This is a genomic window from Psychromonas sp. Urea-02u-13, from assembly GCF_002835995.1.
Taxonomy (GTDB): Bacteria; Pseudomonadota; Gammaproteobacteria; order Enterobacterales; family Psychromonadaceae; genus Psychromonas.
In genome coordinates this window covers 14,604-37,518 of sequence record NZ_PJBZ01000044.1, presented here as the reverse complement: position 1 = coordinate 37,518, position 22,915 = coordinate 14,604, and the positions used below count along the sequence as shown (strand labels likewise).

24 protein-coding genes are annotated in these 22,915 nt (G+C 40.3%); 2 read left to right on the top strand and 22 right to left on the bottom strand.

What is annotated here, in order from left to right; all coding sequences use genetic code 11:
• Window positions 1-115: 115 nt before the first annotated feature.
• The 22 genes from CXF74_RS05920 to CXF74_RS05815 all read right to left on the bottom strand — a co-directional run bounded on the left by CXF74_RS05920 (window position 116) and on the right by CXF74_RS05815 (window position 21,124).
• Window positions 116-820 carry an RNA polymerase sigma factor FliA gene (locus tag CXF74_RS05920; protein WP_101081491.1) on the bottom strand — a complete coding sequence of 235 codons (705 nt, stop codon included), beginning with the start codon at window positions 818-820 and terminating at the stop codon, window positions 116-118.
• Window positions 821-1,681, bottom strand: a complete 861-nt coding sequence (locus tag CXF74_RS05915; protein WP_101081490.1) for a MinD/ParA family protein — start codon at window positions 1,679-1,681, stop codon at window positions 821-823.
• A gap of 32 nt (window positions 1,682-1,713) precedes the next feature.
• Window positions 1,714-3,174 carry a flagellar biosynthesis protein FlhF gene (gene flhF / locus CXF74_RS05910; protein WP_101081489.1) on the bottom strand — a complete coding sequence of 487 codons (1,461 nt, stop codon included), beginning with the start codon at window positions 3,172-3,174 and terminating at the stop codon, window positions 1,714-1,716.
• A gap of 14 nt (window positions 3,175-3,188) precedes the next feature.
• Window positions 3,189-5,294, bottom strand: coding sequence for a flagellar biosynthesis protein FlhA (flhA, locus tag CXF74_RS05905; RefSeq protein ID WP_101081488.1), 2,106 nt, complete (start codon window positions 5,292-5,294; stop codon window positions 3,189-3,191).
• A 139-nt stretch (window positions 5,295-5,433) separates the two neighbouring features.
• Window positions 5,434-6,573, bottom strand: a complete 1,140-nt coding sequence (gene flhB / locus CXF74_RS05900) for a flagellar biosynthesis protein FlhB (RefSeq protein ID WP_101081487.1) — start codon at window positions 6,571-6,573, stop codon at window positions 5,434-5,436.
• 12 nt (window positions 6,574-6,585) lie between these two features.
• Window positions 6,586-7,380: a flagellar biosynthetic protein FliR gene (gene fliR, locus CXF74_RS05895; RefSeq protein ID WP_101081486.1), complete on the bottom strand. Its 795-nt coding sequence runs from the start codon at window positions 7,378-7,380 to the stop codon at window positions 6,586-6,588.
• Window positions 7,381-7,382: 2 nt separating this feature from the next.
• On the bottom strand, window positions 7,383-7,652 hold the full coding sequence (gene fliQ, locus CXF74_RS05890; protein ID WP_101081485.1) for a flagellar biosynthesis protein FliQ: 270 nt from the start codon (window positions 7,650-7,652) through the stop codon (window positions 7,383-7,385).
• 8 nt (window positions 7,653-7,660) lie between these two features.
• Window positions 7,661-8,407: a flagellar type III secretion system pore protein FliP gene (fliP, locus tag CXF74_RS05885; protein ID WP_101081484.1), complete on the bottom strand. Its 747-nt coding sequence runs from the start codon at window positions 8,405-8,407 to the stop codon at window positions 7,661-7,663.
• Window positions 8,400-8,816, bottom strand: a complete 417-nt coding sequence (gene fliO / locus CXF74_RS05880) for a flagellar biosynthetic protein FliO (protein WP_101081483.1) — start codon at window positions 8,814-8,816, stop codon at window positions 8,400-8,402. Before fliO ends, fliP begins: the two co-directional genes overlap by 8 nt.
• On the bottom strand, window positions 8,813-9,205 hold the full coding sequence (gene fliN / locus CXF74_RS05875) for a flagellar motor switch protein FliN (protein ID WP_101081482.1): 393 nt from the start codon (window positions 9,203-9,205) through the stop codon (window positions 8,813-8,815). The genes fliO and fliN overlap by 4 nt, the downstream gene beginning before the upstream one ends.
• A gap of 15 nt (window positions 9,206-9,220) precedes the next feature.
• Window positions 9,221-10,246 carry a flagellar motor switch protein FliM gene (gene fliM / locus CXF74_RS05870; protein ID WP_101081481.1) on the bottom strand — a complete coding sequence of 342 codons (1,026 nt, stop codon included), beginning with the start codon at window positions 10,244-10,246 and terminating at the stop codon, window positions 9,221-9,223.
• Between the two features lie 31 nt (window positions 10,247-10,277).
• Window positions 10,278-10,817 carry a flagellar basal body-associated protein FliL gene (fliL, locus tag CXF74_RS05865; protein ID WP_101081480.1) on the bottom strand — a complete coding sequence of 180 codons (540 nt, stop codon included), beginning with the start codon at window positions 10,815-10,817 and terminating at the stop codon, window positions 10,278-10,280.
• Between the two features lie 73 nt (window positions 10,818-10,890).
• A complete protein-coding gene (locus CXF74_RS05860) occupies window positions 10,891-12,291 on the bottom strand; it encodes a flagellar hook-length control protein FliK (protein WP_101081479.1) in 1,401 nt (466 codons plus the stop codon).
• Between the two features lie 298 nt (window positions 12,292-12,589).
• Window positions 12,590-13,036, bottom strand: coding sequence for a flagellar export protein FliJ (gene fliJ / locus CXF74_RS05855; protein WP_101081478.1), 447 nt, complete (start codon window positions 13,034-13,036; stop codon window positions 12,590-12,592).
• 12 nt (window positions 13,037-13,048) lie between these two features.
• Entirely contained in the window at window positions 13,049-14,380 is a 1,332-nt protein-coding gene (gene fliI / locus CXF74_RS05850; protein ID WP_101081477.1) for a flagellar protein export ATPase FliI, read from the bottom strand.
• On the bottom strand, window positions 14,373-15,272 hold the full coding sequence (fliH, locus tag CXF74_RS05845) for a flagellar assembly protein FliH (protein WP_101081476.1): 900 nt from the start codon (window positions 15,270-15,272) through the stop codon (window positions 14,373-14,375). The genes fliI and fliH overlap by 8 nt, the downstream gene beginning before the upstream one ends.
• Window positions 15,273-15,372: 100 nt before the next feature.
• Window positions 15,373-16,419, bottom strand: coding sequence for a flagellar motor switch protein FliG (gene fliG / locus CXF74_RS05840; RefSeq protein WP_101081475.1), 1,047 nt, complete (start codon window positions 16,417-16,419; stop codon window positions 15,373-15,375).
• Window positions 16,409-18,127, bottom strand: a complete 1,719-nt coding sequence (gene fliF, locus CXF74_RS05835; RefSeq protein WP_101081474.1) for a flagellar basal-body MS-ring/collar protein FliF — start codon at window positions 18,125-18,127, stop codon at window positions 16,409-16,411. The genes fliG and fliF overlap by 11 nt, the downstream gene beginning before the upstream one ends.
• Before the next feature lie 29 nt (window positions 18,128-18,156).
• Window positions 18,157-18,483, bottom strand: coding sequence for a flagellar hook-basal body complex protein FliE (fliE, locus tag CXF74_RS05830; RefSeq protein ID WP_101081473.1), 327 nt, complete (start codon window positions 18,481-18,483; stop codon window positions 18,157-18,159).
• Window positions 18,484-18,587: 104 nt separating this feature from the next.
• Entirely contained in the window at window positions 18,588-19,154 is a 567-nt protein-coding gene (locus tag CXF74_RS05825) for an LPP20 family lipoprotein (protein WP_101081472.1), read from the bottom strand.
• A gap of 222 nt (window positions 19,155-19,376) precedes the next feature.
• Window positions 19,377-20,594, bottom strand: coding sequence for an ammonium transporter (locus tag CXF74_RS05820; RefSeq protein WP_101081471.1), 1,218 nt, complete (start codon window positions 20,592-20,594; stop codon window positions 19,377-19,379).
• A 191-nt stretch (window positions 20,595-20,785) separates the two neighbouring features.
• Window positions 20,786-21,124, bottom strand: a complete 339-nt coding sequence (locus CXF74_RS05815; protein WP_101081470.1) for a P-II family nitrogen regulator — start codon at window positions 21,122-21,124, stop codon at window positions 20,786-20,788.
• A 293-nt stretch (window positions 21,125-21,417) separates the two neighbouring features.
• On the opposite strand from CXF74_RS05815, the gene CXF74_RS05810 reads away from it, so the two are divergent.
• The gene (locus tag CXF74_RS05810) at window positions 21,418-22,575 is read left to right on the top strand and encodes a serine hydrolase (protein WP_101081469.1); all 1,158 of its coding nucleotides are present in this window, start codon (window positions 21,418-21,420) and stop codon (window positions 22,573-22,575) included.
• Window positions 22,576-22,644: 69 nt separating this feature from the next.
• Window positions 22,645-22,914, top strand: a complete 270-nt coding sequence (gene ybeD / locus CXF74_RS05805; RefSeq protein ID WP_101081468.1) for a DUF493 family protein YbeD — start codon at window positions 22,645-22,647, stop codon at window positions 22,912-22,914.
• Window position 22,915 lies beyond the last annotated feature (1 nt).

Here is a 22,915-nt window from a genome sequence, read left to right as displayed (position 1 = left end):
TTTACTTAAAATATAAGTAAATATTTAAAAAAGGCACAATTAAAACCTATATTTTTTTTTCTTCTTGAGCCAAATGTGACTTATCTCTTAACAAATGCCCAAGATTGTATGTTATCTAAGCGGCCTGCGCCTTTGCCTTTAACCTATGTAACGCCTGAGAATGAATTTGACTCACTCTCGATTCACTCACATCTAAAACTAAACCAATCTCTTTTAGGTTTAACTCTTCGTCATAATAAAGCGATAACACTAATGCTTCACGCTCAGGTAGTTCCTTTATCATTGCAACTAACTTGCTTGCAAACTGCTCTTCACTCACTTCATTGAATGTTATGTCATGATTAACAGCCTCATTACATAACCCTTCTTCTGAGGTAGCAAGATCTTCATAAGCAACTAATTTTGCACAGTTAACATCGCGTAACATATGCTGGTATTCAGCTAATGTCAGCGATAATTGCTCTGCAACCTCAGCTTCTTTGGCATCCCGCCCAGTTCGCTTTTCTACTTCTGCTATTGCACTGGTAATACTACGACTGTTTTTGTGCACAGAACGCGGTACCCAATCACCCCGACGCATCTCATCTAACATCGCCCCACGAATACGAATGCCAGCAAAGGTTTCAAAACTTGCTCCCTTACTTGCATCAAAATTACGCGCAGCTTCCAGCAAGCCTATCATGCCTGACTGTACAAGATCATCGACAAGTACACTTGCAGGTAATCTTGCTATTAAATGATAGGCTATTTTTCTAACTAATTCTGTATGTCGCTCAATTAGTTCAGAAGTATTATTATGATAGCCCTTTGCTTTTATCACCTATCGTTGCTCATCTGCATTATTTAGTAATAATTTTTCAATGAAGAATTCTAAGTGGCCTCCAGGCTGATGCGGAATAGTCCAATCACAGGCTCTATTCGCTAGCGCTTTAAAAGCTAACGAAGCAGGCGTTTTAGGGTACGCTTGTACAACTACTTTTTGCTTACGTACAGCTTGGCGCACATTACCATCAAATGGGATACAGGCAACAAGTTCTAGCGAAGCATCTAAGAATCGATCCGTAACACGTGTCAGTTTAGTAAAGAGATCTTGCCCTTCACGTAAACTACGTACCATGTTAGCAACAATTTTAAATTTATAAACACCATTTTGCTTACTGAGTATTTTAATTAACGCATAAGCATCGGTAATTGAGGTAGGTTCATCACATACCACCATCACAACATCTTGTGCAGCCTGAGCAAAACTAACCACCATATTTGAAATACCAGCTGCGGTATCAATCAGTAACATGTCAATCGGCGTTTGCAATGAGCTAAATGCTTGAATCAGGCCTGCGTGCTCTATATCAGATAATTCAACCATTGACTGAGTACCTGAAGTGGCAGGAATAATCATCACGCCATCAGGGCCCGTAACAATCACTTCATCTAATGTACATTCACCCGATAAAACATGTGAAAGATTCTTAGTAACACGTATACCTAATAAAACGTCTACGTTAGCAAGTCCTAAATCGGCGTCTAATACCAACACACGCTTGCCACGCTGGGCAAGAGAAACAGCCATATTCAGTGTCACATTAGTTTTGCCCACACCACCTTTACCACCCGTGATAGCAATTACTTTGATCTGGTTGTTTTTCATTCGTCTTAAACCGCTTGCTTGGTCTGAAATCATATTATACTCATCTAAATTATTGATTTTAAATTCTATTCGTTTTCGAAGTTACTAAACCATTGATGCAGCTCTTGCTCAAAAATCTTATTCATCATATTTAACGTGCCTGAAATTAAATTATCTATACTGGCAATCTCAATATCTTCAGGTACACGCTGCCCGGTTGTTATGTAACTAATTGGTAAAGCATGTTGTATGGTGACACTTAATAATTCACCCAAACCGATACTTTCATCCACTTTGGTTAAAATACAGCCCGAAAGTGGGATTCGCTTAAAATGATCAATTGCCTCTTCTACAACGCGACGCTGCGCCGTAGACGACACCACTAAATAACTTTGAATATCGACGCGACTATTACGCATTAACGTATCCAGTTGCTCCGATAGGCGAATATCACGTTGTCCCATTCCGGCGGTATCGATAAGTACTAATCGCTTTTCGCGGAACTGATACAGTATTTCAGATAACTCATCGGCGTCTTTAGCGACTCTGACACTACAGCCCATAATTTTACCATAGGTTGCAAGTTGTTCATGTGCACCTATTCGATAAGTATCAGTGGTTATTAATGCGACTTGTTCAGCCCCATATTTCATAGCAAATTGTGCTGCAAGTTTTGCAATGGTCGTCGTTTTTCCGACACCTGTTGGGCCTAATAATGCAATCGCGCCACCTTGCGATAAAATCTCGTTTTTTCCAATATAGATCTTATCTTGTAATAATGCCTGTATATATTGTTGAACTTCCGTTGAAGAGGCGTCTTCTGGGATATAACTCGCAAGTTGATCCGCAATATCGTCTGAAAAACCAGCCTTAGATAGCCACTTAATCACCATCGCACGGATAGGTTCTTTGCGTTCCATCTCTTGCCACATTAAGCCTGAAACTTGATGTTCGAGTAATTTTCTTAACGAAGCAACTTCTTCGCTTATTTTCGCAATATCTTGATTATCATTACGCGAAGCGACTGGCGCGTTACGTCGAATGCCTGCATTTACTTTTACAGGTTGTTCATTAGAGGTCCAGTTCTGCTGTTCAGCTAACGTTCTTGGCCTATTTGTTTTTGCTGCTTGCTCTGAAAGTGCAGAGAAAGCAGGTAATTCATCTCTGCTTTTTTGCGTTACAGTATTACTTTTCTTAGCTCTATTTTTGGCCTGTTGTGTTTCTACTTTGCCAAAGAAAGAGTTTAATGATTTAGCAAAATCTTCACCGCTTTCTTTAGCACCATTTCGATGGCTTCTTTGAGCTTTTATTGGCGCTTTATTTGCTCGAGATGAAAGTTGTACATTATCGTCTTGTAAACCTGCTAATGAGTCTTCTTTTTTATTGCTCGTTTCGGCCTGTTGCGCTTGATAATCAACAGCAGCAACAATCTCTATACCACCTACGACTTTTTTATTAGACATGATCACAGCATCAGGCCCTAAGACCTCTTTGACCTCAACCATTGCGGTGCGCATATCTTTTGCAAAAAAACGTTTAATTTTCATCTATATACAACCAATTATTGCCCAATCGAGCTGATTATTTTTATCTGTTTATCATCAGGAATTTCCTGATAAGAGAGTACATGTAAACTTGGTATTGTATGCTTCACAAATTTTGCCAGTGTGCTACGTAGTATACCAGAGGTTAGCAAGACAGCCGCTTGACCAATCAACTCCTGTTGCTGTGAAGCCTCTATTAAGGATGTTTGTATACGCTCTGCCAGTCCTGGCTCGATGCCTGCCCCTTCATTTCCACCCGCTTGCATAGACTGATGCAATATTTGTTCCAGCTCAGTCGATAAGGTGATAACAGGTAGCTCAATTTCATTACCAATAATCTCTTGTACTATCATACGTTTCAATGCGATACGACATGCAGCGGTCAATACTTCAGCATCTTGGCTACGTGGTCCATAATCCACTAAGGTTTGTACAATAGTACGAATATCACGAACTGCCACATTTTCATTTAATAAACTTTGTAATACTTTTACAACCGCGCTGAGTGACAGTATCTCAGGGACCAAACCTTCTACTAATTTAGGGTGTTTTTTAGCCAATAAATCCAACATACTTTGTGCTTCTTCATGCCCTAATAGCTGGGCTGCATTATTACTCAGTATTTGGCTAAGATGTGTTGCAACTACAGTTGCAGTGTCTACTACCGTATAACCGAGCGCTTGCGCTTGTTCTCGTTGTGCTTCATCAATCCAGGTGGCTTCTAGGCCAAAAGCAGGGTCAATGCCGGCTACGCCTTCTATAGGCCCAAAAACCTGCCCTGGATTAATCGCCATATCTTTATCATGATAGATATCTGCGTTGCCACAACCCACCCCCATAAGGGATATATTATAATTATTTGGTGAAAGATCGAGATTATCACGAATATGTACCGGTGGAATTAAAAAGCCCATTTCTTGAGATAACTTTTTACGTACCCCTTTAATGCGATCCAGTAACTCTCCGCCTTGGCTTTTATCAACCAAAGGAATAAGACGATAACCCACTTCTAAACCGATAGTATCGACACTTCGCACGTCGTCCCAACCCAGCTCTTTCGGTGGTGAAGATGCGCCACCTTTTGCTACATCGCCACCTTCATCACCTTTTTCAGCAGCGATAGCTTTCTGTTTTATTTTATTGATTTGCCAGTAAGCTCCACCAGCGGCCAGCCCACCTAACGATAAAAAGGCAAGGTGTGGCATGCCAGGCACAATACCCATAATCAGTAAAATACCCGCTGTAATCGTTAGCGCTTTAGGATCGTCAAACATTTGACCCAACATGCGCCCGCCCATATCCGCGGAAGTATTTTCTCGAGTTACCGTAATAGCGGCTGCAATAGATAATAACAGAGAGGGTATTTGTGCAACTAACCCATCACCAATTGTTAATATAGTATAAATTTCAGCTGCTTGTGAGAGTGGCAAGTCATATTGCACCATACCAATAATAAAACCACCAATTATATTGATAAACAGGATCATGATGCCCGCAATCGCATCACCTTTTACAAATTTACTCGCACCATCCATAGAGCCGTAAAAATCAGCCTCCATGGTAACCTCTTCACGTCGAGTACGTGCTTGCTCTTGATCAATAAGGCCCGCATTTAGATCGGCATCAATAGCCATCTGTTTACCTGGCATTGCATCAAGTGTAAAACGTGCGCTTACTTCTGCGATACGTCCCGCACCTTTCGTCACAACCACAAAGTTAATGATCATCAATATTAAGAAAACAATTAAACCTACCGCTAAATTACCACCAATAACCACTTCACCAAAGGCTTCAATAACATGTCCAGCGGCAGCGCCACCTTGATGCCCTTCTAATAAAACAACACGTGTGGAAGCAACGTTCAAAGCCAAACGTAAAAGCGTCGCAATAAGCAGTACAGTAGGGAAAGCAGCAAAATCTAGAGGGCGTTGGGTATAGATTGAAACCAGTAACACGACTAATGCTAGCGCGATGTTAAAGGTAAAAAGTATATCGAGCAGTATCGTGGGCATTGGTAGAACAACCATGCCTAACGCCGCCAATACCATTAGCGGTGTACCTAAACCACCCAGTATTTTAGCCTTTTTTCCCCAGAGAGAGGTAAGTAACGTATTAATATGAATAACCTGCGCTTTTATAGAAAATATATTTATGGCTCAATTAGCCGTCTAATGAATAATAACTTTAGGCTTTTCAAAGTCATTATGCATATTAATAAGCAAGCTTTAGGCCATATAAGAAATTATTGCTAAGAACTTGAAGTTACTCATTATATTGGAAACCTTTAGGAATGCCCAAATCATTTGGCAACGCTTTAGGGCGACCTGACTTTCCTTTACGGAATTGATCAAGCTGGTAAATATAGGCCAGTACCTGTGCAATTGCGACAAATAATTCTTCAGGCACTTCATCACCAATTTCAGTGGTATGGTAAATGGCACGACAAAGAGGCGGTGACTGCATCACTGGCACTTCATACTCACGCCCAACTTCACGGATTTTAAGCGCCATAAAATCGATACCTTTAGCCACAATGTAAGGGGCACGAGCGCCAAGTTGATCATATTTAATGGCAACAGAATAATGCGTCGGGTTTGTCACAATAACATCGGCATCTGGGACATCACCCATCATTTTACGCTGTGAAGCCTCATATTGTAATTGACGGATACGTTGCTTAACTTCAGGCTTACCTTCTGAGTTTCGGTATTCATCCTTTACTTCTTGCTTCGTCATTTTTAGCTCTTCACTGTGCTTATGAATCTGATAAGGCACATCAATCGCCACAATTAATAACATAGAACAACACAATAAGAGAAACATCCAAATAAGCATGTCTAATGCTTCAAATACACTGCCCGGCAAAGACATGACTGATAAGTGCAAAATACGCTCAAAAGTCACCCCTAAAATCCACCACGCCATGCCAATCACCACCAGCACTTTTAAAATAGACTTTAATAGTTCAACCCAGGCTTGCATACCCAGCATACGTTTAATCCCCGCTTTAGGGCTTAATCGACTCCATTTTGGCATCATTGCTTTAGTACTAAATAACATACCTCCGAGCAATGAACTGCCTAAAATAGAGATAACAAAGAGCATTAATAAGATGATGAACATCGGCATGGCTAGCCCTTTCGAAATAGCCGAAAGGTGAATCCACATATATTCAGGGGAGAAGAGCACACTGCGCTCAAAAGAGAAACCACGCTTCATCATCACAGACAGTTCAAAGGCTAATCGGTCACCGAAAATAAGCAAAGAAAGCGCTGCAGAAATCAATACAGAAGCGGTTGCTAGTTCTTTTGAACGCGCAACCTGCCCCTTTTCCTTGGACTTTCGTATTTTCTCTGCGGTGGCTTCTTCGGAGCGTTCCGTGCCATTCTCATTTTCTGCGATGGTAAGACTCCTCTAAGGTTGCTGTTCGCAAACCCCATTTAATAACTCACAGATGGTAGTGATGCCACGCAACCATTGATTTTCAAAGTGCATTGGCACACTTATTAGTGTTATCCAGATGACAAATAAACCAAATACCATACTTATCGAAAAACCTAAGCTGAATATATTTAACTGCGGTGCAGCCTTAGTCATAATACCAAATGATAGATTAACCAATAACATGGCCACCATCGATGCTAATGATAAGGAGAGTGCAGCCTGAAACATAATCGAGAACCATCCCGCTAATTTTTTATAATCAGTAGCGAGTAAACCTTCCATTGAAATAGGTAAGGTATCAAAACTTCGCACGATAAGTTCAATCATTAATAGATGCCCATCGGCATCTAAAAACAGCAGCGTCACCAGCAAAACATAAAACTGCCCCACAACGGGTGATGATTGACCATTCATCGGATCTGCCATCGAAGCAAAACCTAAACTGGTTTGCATCGCAATGATTTGTCCTGCGACCACAAAGGTTTGCACTACAAAAGTAGAGATAGTGCCAATCGCAATACCGATCAACATTTGCTGTAAAACTATAAAGGCGCTAGCGAGTGAGAATAATTCGATATCCATTGGTGCGGGGGGAAGAACAGGGAATACAGCAACGGTAATCGCCAAGGCATAAAATAGACGCACCCTTTGTGGCGTAGTACGTGAGCCAATAGCAACCATCACCATCAACATTGCTGCAATACGTGTAAATGACCACATATAGGTGGCAATCCAACCCGCAATTGCGTCGGCAGAAAATTCCACGCCTAACCTACTACTAGCGGAATTTGATCAATCATGGAGACAAAAAACTCCATTAACTTTCCCATCCCCCAATGTGCGCCCATGCCTAAAGAGGCTAATGTCATAATTAATCGAGGTAAAAAACTCAATGTTTGTTCATTGATTGAGGTAGCGGCTTGGAATACAGCGACCACCAAACCAATCAACAAACTCGGAACGATAACCGCAGAAACAAGCAATAATACGGTCCATAAAGCTTGTTGAAATATGTTAACAAACGCTTCCGGTTCCATTTATCCTCCTACAACAGGCCAAAGCTGTTTGCGAGACTGCCCATGATCAAGTTCCAGCCATCAACTAATACAAATAACATCAGTTTAAAGGGTAAGGATACAATCATAGGTGACAACATCATCATACCCATCGCCATTAAAATACTCGCGACCACTAAATCGATAATCAAAAAGGGAATGAAAACCATAAAACCAATTTGGAACGCGGTTTTTAGTTCACTGGTCACAAATGCAGGAATCAATACCGTAATAGGCACTTCTTCTGGAGTATCAACCTGAACATCGGCGATTTCCAAAAACATTTCTAGATCTTTTAAACGTGTTTGAGAAAGCATGAATTCCATCATCGGTTTTTTACCGAGATCTAATGCTTCCCCAATGGGCATATTTTCATTGAGATAAGGCTGTAAAGCGGTCTCATTAATTTTATCAAAAACGGGCGTCATAATAAAAAAAGTGAGAAACAGCGCAATACCGTTAATCACTTGATTAGAAGGCGTTTGCTGAAGACCTAATGCTTGTCGTAAAATCGACATCACCACCACAATACGTGTGAATGAGGTCATCAAAATAAGCATGGCAGGTAAGAAACTCAGCGCCGTCATAAACGCTAAAACTTGTAGTGTTACGCTATACTCTTGGTCGCCACCAGAATTAGTTGTGACGGTTAATGCCGATAACCCTCCAGCTTCCGCAAAGACAGAAGGAGAGATAAACAATAATAGCGTGGTTAACAGTAAAAGTAGTTTATTCATTACGCTTAGCGCTTATTTTAGAAAGTAACGAGGCAAAAGGATTAATAGGCGTTTCGGGTGATAACTCAGCAAGCAGTTCATCTTCAGGAATAGCGATGGTATCCAATAAACTAATTTGCTGCTCCGTTACGCCAACGATGTAGCGTTTTTCACCCACTTCTATTATTTGCACTCGTCCTTTATTAGTTAATGGTTGTGTGGCAATCACTTTAATCAGTGTTTTACCGCGACCATTGTGTATTAAATTACTTTTTTTCATTAAAAATGCAAAAATAAAAATACAAGCAATGACCAATAACAATGAAGCGATCATACTACCGACCGCTAAATCAGGCGATGACTTTAACGCTTCTTCAGCCCAACTCGTTGCAGGGAAAAAGAGAGCAACAACCACCACAGCATAATTCATTTAAGTTTCTTAATACGTTCTGTTTGACTAATAACATCCGTTAAACGAATACCAAATTTATCGTTTACTACCACCACTTCACCATGTGCGATAAGGGTACCATTGACTAATACATCAAGAGGCTCCCCGGCAATACGATCTAATTCAACAACCGAACCTTGGTTTAATTGCAGTAAGTTACGAATATTAATTTTACTTCGCCCTACTTCCATAGAAATAGTCACTGGAATATCTAAAATACTGTCTAAGCGCGCATGCTCTTCTGCGCTTATTGGTCTTGCTGTATCTTCTAGCTCATCCAGATGAATATTACTTGCTCCATCATCCGCATCCCCAGATTCTTCTAAAGCAGCAGCCCATTCATCAGCCATATCTTGTTCTGTAGTCATAATTATTCCTATCGTTTAATTTTTTTCAATTTCATTGAGATTACCCAACTGTAATTGCTTGTTTTGTAATTCAGGACGATTAATTCGCTCTATTATCTTGAGCGCCAAATGCTCATTGCTTTGCCCTAATGTTGCTCTAAAAGTAGGTAAACCTTCAACTGAAACCAGCAATGATTCCGGTAAGTCAACAGGGATAATATCGCCGGCCTTCCAATCCATCATGTCACGTAGAGGTAACTCTTTTTCTAATAATTTAGCGCTGAAATCAACATCAACATCCATGATTTCATCTTCTAATGCTTGGCTCCAGCGTTGATCTGTATCCTCTTTATCACTTTGCACACCGGCATCGAGTAATTCGCGAATTGGCTCTAGCATTGAATAAGGCATTGCAATATGGAAGTCACCGCCACCGCCATCTAGCTCAATATGAAAAGAGTTAACCACAATTACTTCGGTTGGACTAACGATATTAGCCATCGCGGGGTTTACTTCAGAATCTAAATATTCAAATTCCGCATCCATTACCGGCGCCCATGCATCATGATAATCTTCGAATATTATTTTTAATAACATTTGAATAATACGACGCTCAGTTGGCGTGAATTCTCGGCCTTCTATTTTTGCATGATGACGGCCATCGCCACCAAAAAAATTCTCTACTAATATAAAAACTAAACGCGCTTCCATGGTAACTAGAGCCGTCCCTTTTAAAGGACGAAAACGTACCATGTTCAAGCTCGTTGGTACAAAAAGAGTATGTACGTATTCACCAAACTTAAGCATCTGTACTCCGTTAATAGAGACCTCTGCAGTATGGCGTAACATATTAAATAAACTGATTCTTAAATGACGCGCAAAACGCTCATTAACCAATTCCAGTGTTGGCATACGACCACGTACGATGCGGTCTTGCGATGAAAAGTCAAAATGGATATGGGATTCTCCCCCTCCTCCTTCACTCTCAGCGACCTCCTCTTCAACATCATCAACACCATGTAATAGCGCGTCAATTTCGTCTTGGGATAATAAATCTGCCATAAATAACCTTAGTAATTAAAAATTTTATTGATTATTGTAAAACAAAACCTGTGAATAAAACCGTGCTAATAAGTGCTTTACCCTCTAATTTAGTGGTTGCCTTATTCAGCGCAATTAATGCTTGTTCTCTTATTTGATCTTTGCCCTCAGGATTACGTAGTTGTGCAACAGAGGCAGCGCCAAATACCCGTACTAAGGTGCCTTCTAGCAGTGGGACATGTTTTTTGGCGAGCGCTTCATTTTGACTTCCACGCACCATTAGTTGTACTTTAATTTGCACTAAGCGATCACGTTTACCTTCCATTACATTAAAAACAAAAGGACGAGGCATTGCGACATAAATTGCAGAATCTGTTTCAGCGCCTGCTAGCTCATCGCCCTCTGTTGTTTCTTCGCTTGTTTGCTCCGTGGATGCACTACTATCATCACCGCTGAATAATAAAAAATAAGCAGCAGCACCACCGCCACCTAATAAAAGAACAGCTGCAACGATGATAATTATTAATTTTTTCTTGCCACCTGACGCTGAAGCTTCTTCATCCAACGACATCTCTTCATTATCTTCAGCCATATGAGTCTATTCCTTATGATTCAAATTATAATGGAGCTGATTTTAATGCATATCTGAAACAAATCCATAATCTTTATGCATAATAATCAATTCCTTGAGCAGGGAGCTGTATTTGTGTCGCTAGCCACTCACTTTGCTCTTCAATAGCGCTATCATCAGTAGAGCCCCCATTTCGGGCTGTACTACTCGATTGATTTGCATCTTGAGAGTTTGATTGCTGCTGATTGCTTTGCTGTTCTACACTTGCTTCTGCTAAATTGATACCTTGCTGTGCAAGTTGTTCACGTAATCGAGGCAGGTTTTGTTCAATAATTTCGCGACTTTGCCCAACCTGGGTTTGAATTGCAACTTGAAGCTGATCCTGCTGCACCTGCAGTTTAATATGCATTGTACCTAATTCTGAAGGGTCAAGACGAATAGTCACCTCTTGTTTTCCTTGGCTAAGCATCATCAATATACGTTCGCCGACCATTGCAGAAGCATGCTTAGCTTGTAATTCAAGAGGTTGTTGCAGTGCAGTTGATTGTAATACTGGCGCTGGCGCGGCAGCTGACTGACTAAGCAATTTATCTGCGCTAGAGGCCGTTGCCCCGACCGTATTAAAAACATTACCCTCTACATTATGATTTAACAGGGATTTACTGAAGTCTGATTTTACAGCGGGTACAAGCGACTCTAATTTATCCGTATTGAACAGGTTTTCTTTTGTCAGTAACTCTTTATTAAGCAATTCTTTACCTAATTTCTCTGGCTCATCTGCTAATACATTTTCAAATGTGAGTTTACTGTTTTTTTCAAAAAGTTTATCCGTGTTTTTTAACGACTCTTTTTCTTCTTTTTTAAATTCTGAGCCAATGCTTTGAGCTTCTTGTGCACTGATTTGAGGTTTACCCTCTTTTACTTGTGTATCGGTTTTTTGCGCGGCTTCTATCTGAGCAATAATGGGGTTAATTGCATTTTCTTGCACCTGTAAATTATCAGACTTGTCCCCTAGCGCTTCCTCGGATTCTGAAGTTGAAGCTATTTTAGTTTCATTTTCAGTTACATTTTTTACCGCGAGAGCTAACTCTTTTTCGGTGACAGGGGTTTTAAGTGTATTAAATTCAGTTTGTTCTTCAGCTTCATCCGATTCACTTGATTCATTTGTTTTTTCAGTAACCATTTCAGCGCTATCTGGAAGTAAATTCTCTTCAGGTAACTTCCCTTGCAAAGCAAGGTCTTCAGCAATATTTTCAGCACTTTCTTCTTCAGTGGCTAATTGCGACGCTTCATCGCTTGATGGCTTGCTTTCTGTGGTGCTTTCTTTTGCACTTTCACCACCAAATAGACTATTCAATACATCTGAAAAAAGCAGTGACTTTTTATCACTACCCTCTTTACCTTCAACATTTGTTAGCTCTTCAGCGACTTTAGTGTCGTTATTTACTTCGCTTAACTTTGTTTTACTGGTTGTTGGTAATATTGATTGCATCATAAAATCTCTCTAAGGCTGTTATTGCCTGTAACGATTGTGTTGGGGTCTTATACCAATTCCACTAAATAACGGATCAATCTTACTGGTTAAAAGAAACGATTTCCGCGTTGTAAGTTTTATAAAGGGAACAACCATTAATCATTAAATGGTTAGTTTCATTTAATGTGCGGTAGAGGATTAACCTAGTTAATCCTCTACCGCACAGCAACTTTCGCCTTGAACTCGCTTCTTTTTCCTGTGTAATATTAGACCATTAAATTAATGGAACTGGTATTATAGGTTAGTTTAAGCAAGCAATTTATAGACCAGATTGCTTTTGAAAATACTGAAAGGTAGTGAATTCATCTAATAACATTTGTTCTTTTTTATCTTCAAGGGTGGCACGTTTCTTAGCTTTTTTTTCTAGCAACATACCCATAGCTTTATAAGTAATTTGCGCTTCAATCCACATTTTTTTATGCGCGTGCACATCATGCTCATATTTAACAAGGCCTTGCTGGTGCTGTGTTAAGCCGGTGTCTATCTGAACAATAAACTGCTGGTACTTACCTAAATCAGAAATAGATAAACCCTGCGAGCCTTTTTCACTCAATTGATTTATATACTGGCGACGATATTGATGCAGAGATTGTAATTGTTTGCGTTGCTCAAAAAGCGCTTTTTGCGCTCTTTGATATGCCAATTGTGCTTGTTCGACTTGTTTTTCTCGCAGCTCGTAAACAAGCTGTAACGGGTCTCTACTCATATCTTACCTCTGCTAACTGTTTACAAACTCCTGCGTCAATGTCGCAAGTTGTGTCAAACAATCATTATAACTAATGCTGTCTTTCATTCCCTGTTGCAAGAAATGATCCAATCTTGGTCGGATCACAATCGCTTTATCAATTCGAGGATCACTACCACGAGAATAGGCACCAATCGTGATTAATTCTTTGTTCTCTTGGTACAACGAATAAGCTTGTTTTAATACTCGAGCGAGGGTCTGATGCTCTTCAGAGGTAACCATAGGCATAACACGACTAATTGATTTACCGACATCAATTGCCGGAAAGTGCCCTGCGTCAGCAAGTTCACGGGAAAGTACAATATGGCCGTCTAATATAGCGCGTGAAGCATCGGCAATCGGATCTTGTAAATCATCACCTTCGGTTAATACGGTAAAAAAGGCACTAATAGAACCTTGATTTTCATTACCATTACCAGCACGTTCAACCAATGCAGGTAACTTAGCAAATACTGATGGCGGGTATCCTTTGGTGGCAGGAGGCTCACCGATCGCCAGTGCAATCTCACGTTGTGCTTGTGCAAAACGGGTTAAAGAATCCATCAATAACAGTACATTTAAACCTTGATCACGAAAGTATTCCGCAATTGTTAATGAGGTTTCACAGCCTTTTAAACGCATTAAAGGAGAGGCATCGGCAGGGGCTGCAATCACAACCGCACGTTTACGTCCCTCCTCACCTAAAATTTCTTCAATGAACTCTTTCACCTCTCGGCCACGCTCACCAATTAACCCCACAACAACCACATCCGCGTTAGTGCCACGCGTCATCATGCCTAATAGGACGCTTTTACCTACACCCGAACCGGCAAAAAGCCCCATCCGTTGCCCTTGGCCAACGGTTAATAATGCATTAATGGCTTTAATACCCACATCAAGTGGCTGCTTAATCGCTTGACGATTGAGCGGGTTCATGCGTGGATTACTGTATTGACTGCTCTGCGCAGTAACAATCTCACCTTTACCATCAATGGGTTTACCCAGGCCATCAAGCACTCGCCCAAGAAGCTCCATGCCAACCGGAATACCCTGTGCCACCATTTGTGGGATCACTCGCGCACCAGGCACAACACCCGTTAAACGTTCGCTGGGCATTAAAAATAAACGTTCACCCGAGAAACCAACAACTTCTGCATCGATGAAACCATCATTGGTTTCAACAGTGCATAAACTGCCAACGGCAGCAGTACACCCTACCGCTTCTAATGTAAGTCCAACCACACGAATCAATTTTCCTGATACCGTTGGATGTGTGGTCATTTCAGATGTTTTGTATTGGCTAAGGCGGGTGGCTAAGCTATTCATTTGTTTGTGCCGCACTATCAGGCGTTTCCGAAACTGTTTCTGCGCTATTGTCATTTTCAGGCACAGTAGGTGGAGGCATAGGTTGATCATTGCTTAAATCAGAGTCATCATTCTTATTGGGTAACTGTTGATGGTTTTCTTTAAAGAAGTTTTTTAATACCTGATCAATACGACTATTAAAAGTAAATTCAACACTCGATACTTTGGTATTAATTTGGCAGTCTCCGCGTATCAATGCTGGCTCTGCTTGTAAGTCCCAACCGCGTTGTATGCACTGCTCTTGAGAATAAGCATTCTGTACAAAGACTAAGTCTTCAGGATGAAGATTAATGATCAGCTTTTGTTCACTAATTGGCAATGCATCAACGGACTGTTTTAGTGCTTGGAGGATAATCTGCGGGGATGTTTGTACTTCGCAACGGGTTATTTGCTCTGCTAAGGTTGTCGCTAAACGGACTAACTGGTATTCCGTATTTTCATCTAATTTTTCAAGTGGATTATGCAAACGATCCAGCAGTGTTTGCCACATTGCAACTTGTTGCTCTATTTGCTCTGCACCTTGCGTTATACCTTCTTGTAAACCCTGTGCGAGCCCCTCTGTATGCCCAGCCTCTGTGCCTTCTAATTTACCTTCTTCAAGGCCTTGTGCAAAACCTGCGTCTTTACCTTCGACAAAGCCATCTTCGTAAGCGGCCTGTCTAATCGCTTCAATATCATCAAGCGTTAATGGTTTCGGTTGGTCTTCAACTTCAACTTCTTCAACCGCTTTATCTTTGTTATTGTACCAGGCGGCCGGTTTACCAAAGAGTGTATTTTCTTCTACAGTCGCTTGATTGCTTTCGCTTAATTCAGGTATCGACCAATTTTCAAATTCATCTTTATTGTCAGTCATTAATAGCAAGCCTTTACATGTTCGTAGTCATTATACCAATTATGTAAAAATGGCTAACCTCAAAGTGATATTAACCATTATTTAGTATTATTGATCGTGTTTATAAGAATTCATCACCACCACCGCCACCGAGCATAATTTCACCTGCATCGGATAAACGACGTGCAATCGTTAGAATTTCTTTTTGTGCGGCTTCTACTTCACTAATACGAATTGGTCCCATTGCTTCCAAATCATCTTCAAGCATTTCAGCTGCACGTTTTGACATATTTTTAAGTATTTTATCTTTAAGCTGTTCGTCCGCACCTTTTAATGCACGCTGTAATTGCTCACCCGGTACTTCACGTAACAATGCCTGTGTACCACGATCATCAAGATCAATAAGGTTATCAAATACAAACATAAGATCTTGAATTTGCTGACTCATGTCTTCATCAGTCTCACGTAAAGAGTCCATTAATGGCCCTTCAATACCTGTATCAAGGTAGTTCATGATATCAGCAGCAGCTTTAGTACCCCCCATTTTAGCGGCCTGAGCACCCGCTTGACCAGCAAACTGTTTCTCCATGATCTCATTTAGTTCTTGTAACGCGGCAGGCTGAACTTCTTCAAGGTCAGCAATACGCATCATTAAATCGAGACGTGTTTTCTCAGGGAACTGAGTAACAATTTCGGCTGATTGTTCAGGGTCTAAATAAGATAAAACAATGGTTTGAATTTGCGGATGCTCATTCTGAATAATAGAGGCTACTTGGCGTGCATCCATCCATTTCAGTGAATCAAGACCTTTTGAGCCACTGCCCAATATGATTTGATCAACCAGATTACCCGCTTTATCTGCACCTAGCGCTTCGATTAATGAAGCACGAACAAAGTCTTCGCTGTCTAAACCGATGTTACTGTATTTTTGAATGTCTTCAATAAATGCGCGATGAACACTAGAAACTTTATTTTGCGATGAATCTTTAAGTGCAGCCATTTCCATACCTAATTTTTGAACCTGTTTCGGTTCTAAATTACGAAATATCTGGGCTGCATCTTCAGGCGTTAAACTCAGCATCAGTAGTGCACATTTCTCAACACCACTCAAATCATCAACGTTAAACTCTTCTGCGCCTTCTTTCTTTTCTTTTTTATCATCCGTCATCGGTTACTAACCACTCTTTAATTACTTGTGCAGATAAACCAGGTTCGTTTGCCACTAGCGCACGTACCGCTTTTAGAAGATCTTCATCTTTGTGTAAATTCGGCAATTTGATCGAGCCACTGCTCATATCAAATTGAACACCATCCTCTTCATCATCATTTAATAGTTGTAAGTTATCACCACCCACAGAGCCAATCGCGCCACCTAAGTCATATTCTTCAGCTTGTTCAAGGGCTTCAGGGTAAAGTAATTTTTTCATTATTGGGCGAACAATAAGTAATAACGTTAATAGGATAACTAACATACTACCACCAAAGCGAACATAGCCTTCAAACGCCTCAGTTTTCCAGAATTCTTCTTCTGCAATGGCTTCTAAATCTGGTCTATTAAACTTAACAGAAGCGATCTCTAAAATATCGCCACGTTCAGCATTAATACCTAAGCCACCCATTAATAAACGGCGAATACTCTCAACCTCTTCATCGGCGCGTGGTATATATGTAACTTCACCGGCTGCATTGGTAACAGGCGTATAATCAAGTGCAACGGAAACCGCTAGACGGTCTATTTTACCGACTTTATGTTTGATGTGCGTAACGGTTGTATCAACCTCATAATTACGCGTTGATTCATTGTGTGAGTTACCATCATTGCCACCCGCAATGTTATTTTCACGTAATTCTTCTGGTATCGCACCATTTGCAGGGGGCTGATTGGTCAGCGCACCAGGTACATTGCCAATCGTTGAGCTGGTCGACTTTGTTTCAACCAACATTTCACTGCGCACCGCTTGATTAGCAGGGTTATAGCTTTTCTTGGTTTCTTCAATGATAGTAAAGTCCATTGCTAAATCGACTTCAGAAGTATAATTTGCAAGGCCTAAAACGGGGATTAAAATGGCATCAACTTTGGATTTGTATTCTTCTTCTCGCTCTTGCTCTAAAGCAAACTCTTTACTTGAACGTGCCGACATCCCGCTTTTACTGCCAGAATGTAATAAACGTCCACGTTGATCACTCACGGTGACACTATTTGGGGATAAACCTTGTACTGCGGAGGCAACAATATCAACTATTGAGTCGACTTCTTGTGGGGAAAGGCTATATGAATTTCCCGAGGTAACCACAACCGTCGCACTGGCTTGTCGTTCTTTACGCGCAAAAACACTCTGCTTGGGAATCGCTAATAAGACCTGTGCTTTAGTAATGTTTTTCATTGCTTGAATCGCAAGGACTAATTGACGCTCACGACTTAATTTTAAACGCTCTTGCTCTACACGCTGACTAATGCCAAAACCCATATCTTGCAATAAGATATCATCACCGTTAGATACATTATCCTCACCTAAGCCAGCACGCGTCATGAGTAATTTTATTTTTTGATATTCACCGGCAATAACCAGGATTGAATTACCTTCAATTTTATAAACAATTTTTTGTGTATCGAGATAGTCTAACGTTGTTATTAATTCATCTGTTTTATAACTACCTAAAGGGCGATAATCTTCTTCTTTACCCCATGACCATAAAATGACCACGATAGCTAATACAATCAATAAACCGATAATCATGCTGATTTGACGTAATACATCAACATTTGAGAAGAATGAAGCGATTGCGCCCTTTTCTGGGGCTGATAGGGATTCATCACCACCACCAATGCCATTATCCTCAAGTAACATATCTGAATTATTGTTCGGCTCGGCCACTGTTTATTCCTTGGTTATATAACTCACACCTATACAGGCATGCTCATTACTGATTTATACGCTTCAACCATTTTGTTACGCACTTGTACTGTCGCTTCAAAAGCGAGACTAGATTTATTAGAAGCAATCATAACATCTCCTAAGCTCACGTTTTCATCGCCCATTTCAAAGCGATTACGCAACTCTCCGGTATCTTTTTGTAGTCCGTTAACATTATCGATCGCTTGTTTCAGCATTTGCGAAAAATCTGGTGCATTCGATTTTGCTGACTGGCCTACTAGTTCATTTCCTAAGCCTTTGCTTTGTAAGCCCTGTAAGGGTAGATCATTAAATAGAGCAGATGCATTAACATTCATAATATTTATCTCTTTTTTGACACATACTGACTAAAAAGCAATATTTGTGCCAAAAAAAAGACGCGACTTAATAAAGTTGCGCCTTTGTAAAGATTAAAAAATAATTATTGTTGAAATTTTTCTAACTCTTTGTCTAGTTGCTCTTCAGCACGATGCGCTTTAAATTCGGTGTATAACACGTCTTTTTGTTGGGCTGTCATTGGTCGAGCAGCTTCTTCGACTAATTTTTCAAAGATATCTTGCGTGGACGTTTGTCCGATCGCAACTAGAACACATAAATTATCTTTACCGGCAATTTTAGTGATATCTGTTTTTACAGGGTTAGTGCCCACTAAGGTTTGTTGTGTCACCTGTTTTGATACACTTGAAAAAGTAGAACCCGATTCAACACCCGATGCAACTTCTACTTTGTCTCGGTAGCTTTTATCCATTGCACTAACACGTGTTTCAATACGTTGAGCGAGCGAAGTACGTGCATTTGCAACCGCTTGCTGTTTATCAATCGACATATTACCAGAGAATAAAACACACTCAGAGACGGCAATACCATCTTCAATTTGCGGGTTTAAAATCCAGCTCGGAATATCACCGACCGAAGTTGTTTCTGATGGGGTAGAAGAACAAGCGGCTAAAAAAACAACACTTGATAAACTTAATAATTTCAATTTCATAACATTTCCTTTTTATTATCCAGAAACCAACAATAACGGCCAGTTCTACTTACTTTCTATAATAGATGCCTTGAAAATGATAGCAACCCTTGTTATTCAATTTTGTAATTTAAGCTGGCTAGGCATTTTCCATTTTAAATAAAAAAGCCTGACCACTTTCATGGCCAGGCTTTCTATATTGGCATCATACCAAACTAATAACTAACAGCTGTTTACTAACAACTAGTCAGTAAACTCTGGATATGCTTCCAAACCACAGTCATGTAAATCCATACCTGTTTCTTCTTCTTCCGCTGTGACACGGATTCCCATGGTTACTTTGATGATACTCCACACAATCCATGAGCTAGCAAATACAAAACCGAAGATAACCGCGGCGCCAAATAACTGCGCACCAAATGAAGCGCCATCGTTTGAAAGTGGTACTACTAATAAACCAAATAGGCCACAAACACCATGTACAGACAAAGCACCAACGGGATCGTCTAACTTCAATTTATCAAAGGTAATAATACTGTATACCGCAATCACACCAGCGACTGCGCCAATACCAGCAGCAAAAAGTGGCGATGGAGATAATGGATCCGCCGTTATCGCAACAAGACCCGCTAATGCACCATTTAAGATCATAGTTAAATCCGCTTTACCCCATTTCAATTTACTCACAAGCAGCGCCGCAATTGCACCTGTAGCGGCAGAAGCATTGGTATTAACAAAGATAAGACCTACTGCAGTTGCATTTTCTGCATCCGAAATAAGTAGTTGTGAACCACCGTTAAAGCCAAACCAGCCCATCCAAAGAATAAACGTACCTAAAGTCGCTAATGGCATGTTTGAACCAGGAATTGGTTGGATAGCACCGTTTTTACCGTATTTACCTTTACGTGCACCAAGTAGAATAACCGCTGCAAGTGCCGCTGCAGCCCCCGCCATATGCACAATGCCAGAACCTGCGAAATCAGAGAAACCAGCGGCACTTAAAAAACCACCACCCCAGCTCCAGTAACCTTGTATTGGATAGATAAAGGCCGTTAATACCACAGTGAAAATCAAGAAAGCCCATAACTTCATACGCTCAGCAACCGCCCCTGAGACAATCGACATCGCCGTTGCAACAAAAACAACTTGGAAGAAAAAGTCAGACTCTAAAGAATGGTCTGCGCCGGCAGCTTGTGTACCAATCAACGCACCAAATGAAGGTAACCAACCACCTTCTATATTATCAACATACATAATGTTATAACCGACCAATAAGAACATGGTACAAGCGATGGCATATAAGACGATATTTTTAGTTAAAATTTCAGTGGTATTTTTAGAACGAACAAGCCCTGCTTCTAACATAGCAAAACCGGCGGCCATCCACATAACCAAGACACCTGACATTAAAAAGTAAAATGTATCGAGTGCGAATCTAAGTTCAGTAACTGTATTTTCCATGTTATTTTCCTTTTTATAAAATTCTATTTTTTATTACCCTGAGTGTCATTATTCAAGGTTAAGTCATTTATGCTTAGTTCAAAGCGAAAAAGCGCAGTTTAATAGTTTAAATGAGCATTTTTCAACACGGTTATCGTCAGATAACTGAAGCTTTATTTTGAACATAGCCTAAATGGCGATGGCCTAATTAATTACAGAGCTTCTTCGTCTAACTCACCGGTACGAATACGGACAACTTGCTCAAGTGGCTGAATAAATATTTTTCCATCTCCCACTTTTCCTGTGTTAGCAGCTTTAGTAATTGCTTCCACTAAGCGTTCAACATCATCATCTTTCACAGCGATCTCTAATTTAACTTTGGGTAAAAAATCCACTTGATACTCAGCACCACGATAAAGTTCCGTGTGGCCCTTTTGACGACCAAATCCTTTGACTTCAGAAACAGTAACGCCTGCGATGCCAGCATCCATAATTGCTTCGCGTACTTCATCTAATTTAAATGGTTTGATAATTGCGATTAACATTTTCATTAAAATTTCCTTATCGAATATGAGTTGATGTTTCTACTTTATGTAATGAAGTATTTACAATTAACGTGCCATAAAAATAAATTGATACAAAACAAACGCTTATGATTTTTTTATTTAATCGAAACCTATTCATGCACTAAGTTGGTGCGCTTAAGTTCCCCTGTGTGCACTAAAATAGATCCAGCGGAACTTTTATGACAATGCGATGACTAAAGAATTTAATTTCCATCCTACGTCTAGCACGTTATAGTGCTGACACATTTTTATATTCCATTAATTCAAAGGTAAAACAGATGAAAAAAATAAGCCTATTGCTTATCACTTTCGCCCTCAGTTTTAACGTGCTAGCGGCACCTCGAGTGATTCCAAACGCCCCCGCTATCGCAGCAAAAGGTTACTTATTAGTTGATTTTGCATCTGGTAAGGTACTTTCAGAAAACAACAGTGAAAAAATGCTTGCACCTGCAAGTTTGACTAAAATGATGACCAGCTACATCATCGGACAAGAGATCAAACAAGGTAATTTAAGCCCTGACGACAAAGTAACTATTTCTGAGAATGCATGGTCTAAAAATTACCCTGATTCTTCAAAAATGTTTATTGAAGTGGGTAAAGAAGTCACAGTCGCAGATTTAAATCGTGGCATCATCGTGCAATCAGGCAATGATGCTTGTGTTGCAATGGCTGAACACATCGCAGGAAGTGAAAGCGCATTTGCTGATTTAATGAATTCATGGGCATTACAACTGGGTATGAATAATACTCATTTTGTAAATAGTCATGGTTTGCATTCTGAAGAGCATTACACAACACCCGTTGATATGGCAATTCTAGCAAAAGCACTTATTACTGATGTGCCAGAGGAATACCGCATCTACAGCGAAAAATCATTCAAATATAACGGTATCGTGCAATACAACCGTAACGGTTTGTTATGGGATAAAAGCCTTAATGTAGATGGGATTAAAACGGGTCATACAAATGCAGCGGGTTACAGCTTAGTATCATCAGCAACAAAAGATGATATGCGTTTAATCAGTGTGGTTATGGGTACAAAATCAGACTCTGCACGTAAGGTAGAAAGCAAAAAATTGCTTAACTGGGGATTCCGTTTCTTTGAAACAATGACACCTTATAAAGCGGGCGAGCAACTGGCAACAGAGCGTATTTGGATGGGTTCTCAAGAGATGATCCGTTTAGGCGTTGCTGTTGATACACCTATCACTTTGCCACGTGGTCAAACTAAAAACTTACAAGCAGATTTTGTAATAACAAATGAACTACGTGCACCGGTTCAAAAAGGCGACGTAGTGGGTCAAGTAAATTACTCTTTCTCTGATGAGAGTGTTGCAACTTATGATCTTATTGCGCTTGAGACCGTTGAAGAAGGTGGTTTATTCAGTCAATTAATTGATTACATTAAATTACTCTTTATTGGTTGGTTTGGGTAAATTAATCCCCATATAATAACCATTACGAAGTGAGGCATTTGGCCTCACTTTTTTATTTTTGGAGTTTCCATGGAACTTAACACCCACTTTGATCAACTATTAGATTTCCCCTGCGTTTTTGCTTTTAAAGTAATGGGCGTTTCAGGACCTGAATTAATGGGAGAAGTATTAACTGTTATTCAAAAAAATGCGCCGGGTGATTATGCACCAACCGTCAAACCAAGCTCAAAAGGCACTTACCAAGCACTGAGTGTGCCGGTAACAGTGACTTCTAAAGAGCAGATTGAGGCTATCTATAATGAACTCAACAACCTCGAATCTGTCCGTTATATTCTGTAAT

Excerpts from the sequence above, each read along its gene's own strand:
- CXF74_RS05815 (WP_101081470.1), bottom strand. The coding sequence starts at position 21,124 with ATGAAAATGTTAATCGCAATTATCAAACCATTTAAATTAGATGAAGTA.
- fliO (WP_101081483.1), bottom strand. The coding sequence starts at position 8,816 with ATGAATTATGCTGTGGTGGTTGTTGCTCTCTTTTTCCCTGCAACGAGT.
- CXF74_RS05825 (WP_101081472.1), bottom strand. The coding sequence starts at position 19,154 with ATGAAATTGAAATTATTAAGTTTATCAAGTGTTGTTTTTTTAGCCGCT.
- fliN (WP_101081482.1), bottom strand. The coding sequence starts at position 9,205 with ATGACTACAGAACAAGATATGGCTGATGAATGGGCTGCTGCTTTAGAA.
- fliI (WP_101081477.1), bottom strand. The coding sequence starts at position 14,380 with ATGAATAGCTTAGCCACCCGCCTTAGCCAATACAAAACATCTGAAATG.
- CXF74_RS05915 (WP_101081490.1), bottom strand. The coding sequence starts at position 1,681 with ATGATTTCAGACCAAGCAAGCGGTTTAAGACGAATGAAAAACAACCAG.
- fliE (WP_101081473.1), bottom strand. The coding sequence starts at position 18,483 with ATGAATGTTAATGCATCTGCTCTATTTAATGATCTACCCTTACAGGGC.
- CXF74_RS05810 (WP_101081469.1), top strand. The coding sequence starts at position 21,418 with ATGAAAAAAATAAGCCTATTGCTTATCACTTTCGCCCTCAGTTTTAAC.
- CXF74_RS05860 (WP_101081479.1), bottom strand. The coding sequence starts at position 12,291 with ATGATGCAATCAATATTACCAACAACCAGTAAAACAAAGTTAAGCGAA.
- fliH (WP_101081476.1), bottom strand. The coding sequence starts at position 15,272 with ATGACTGACAATAAAGATGAATTTGAAAATTGGTCGATACCTGAATTA.
- ybeD (WP_101081468.1), top strand. The coding sequence starts at position 22,645 with ATGGAACTTAACACCCACTTTGATCAACTATTAGATTTCCCCTGCGTT.
- fliP (WP_101081484.1), bottom strand. The coding sequence starts at position 8,407 with ATGAATAAACTACTTTTACTGTTAACCACGCTATTATTGTTTATCTCT.
- fliQ (WP_101081485.1), bottom strand. The coding sequence starts at position 7,652 with ATGGAACCGGAAGCGTTTGTTAACATATTTCAACAAGCTTTATGGACC.
- fliJ (WP_101081478.1), bottom strand. The coding sequence starts at position 13,036 with ATGAGTAGAGACCCGTTACAGCTTGTTTACGAGCTGCGAGAAAAACAA.
- fliL (WP_101081480.1), bottom strand. The coding sequence starts at position 10,817 with ATGGCTGAAGATAATGAAGAGATGTCGTTGGATGAAGAAGCTTCAGCG.
- fliM (WP_101081481.1), bottom strand. The coding sequence starts at position 10,246 with ATGGCAGATTTATTATCCCAAGACGAAATTGACGCGCTATTACATGGT.
- flhF (WP_101081489.1), bottom strand. The coding sequence starts at position 3,174 with ATGAAAATTAAACGTTTTTTTGCAAAAGATATGCGCACCGCAATGGTT.
- CXF74_RS05820 (WP_101081471.1), bottom strand. The coding sequence starts at position 20,594 with ATGGAAAATACAGTTACTGAACTTAGATTCGCACTCGATACATTTTAC.
- fliG (WP_101081475.1), bottom strand. The coding sequence starts at position 16,419 with ATGACGGATGATAAAAAAGAAAAGAAAGAAGGCGCAGAAGAGTTTAAC.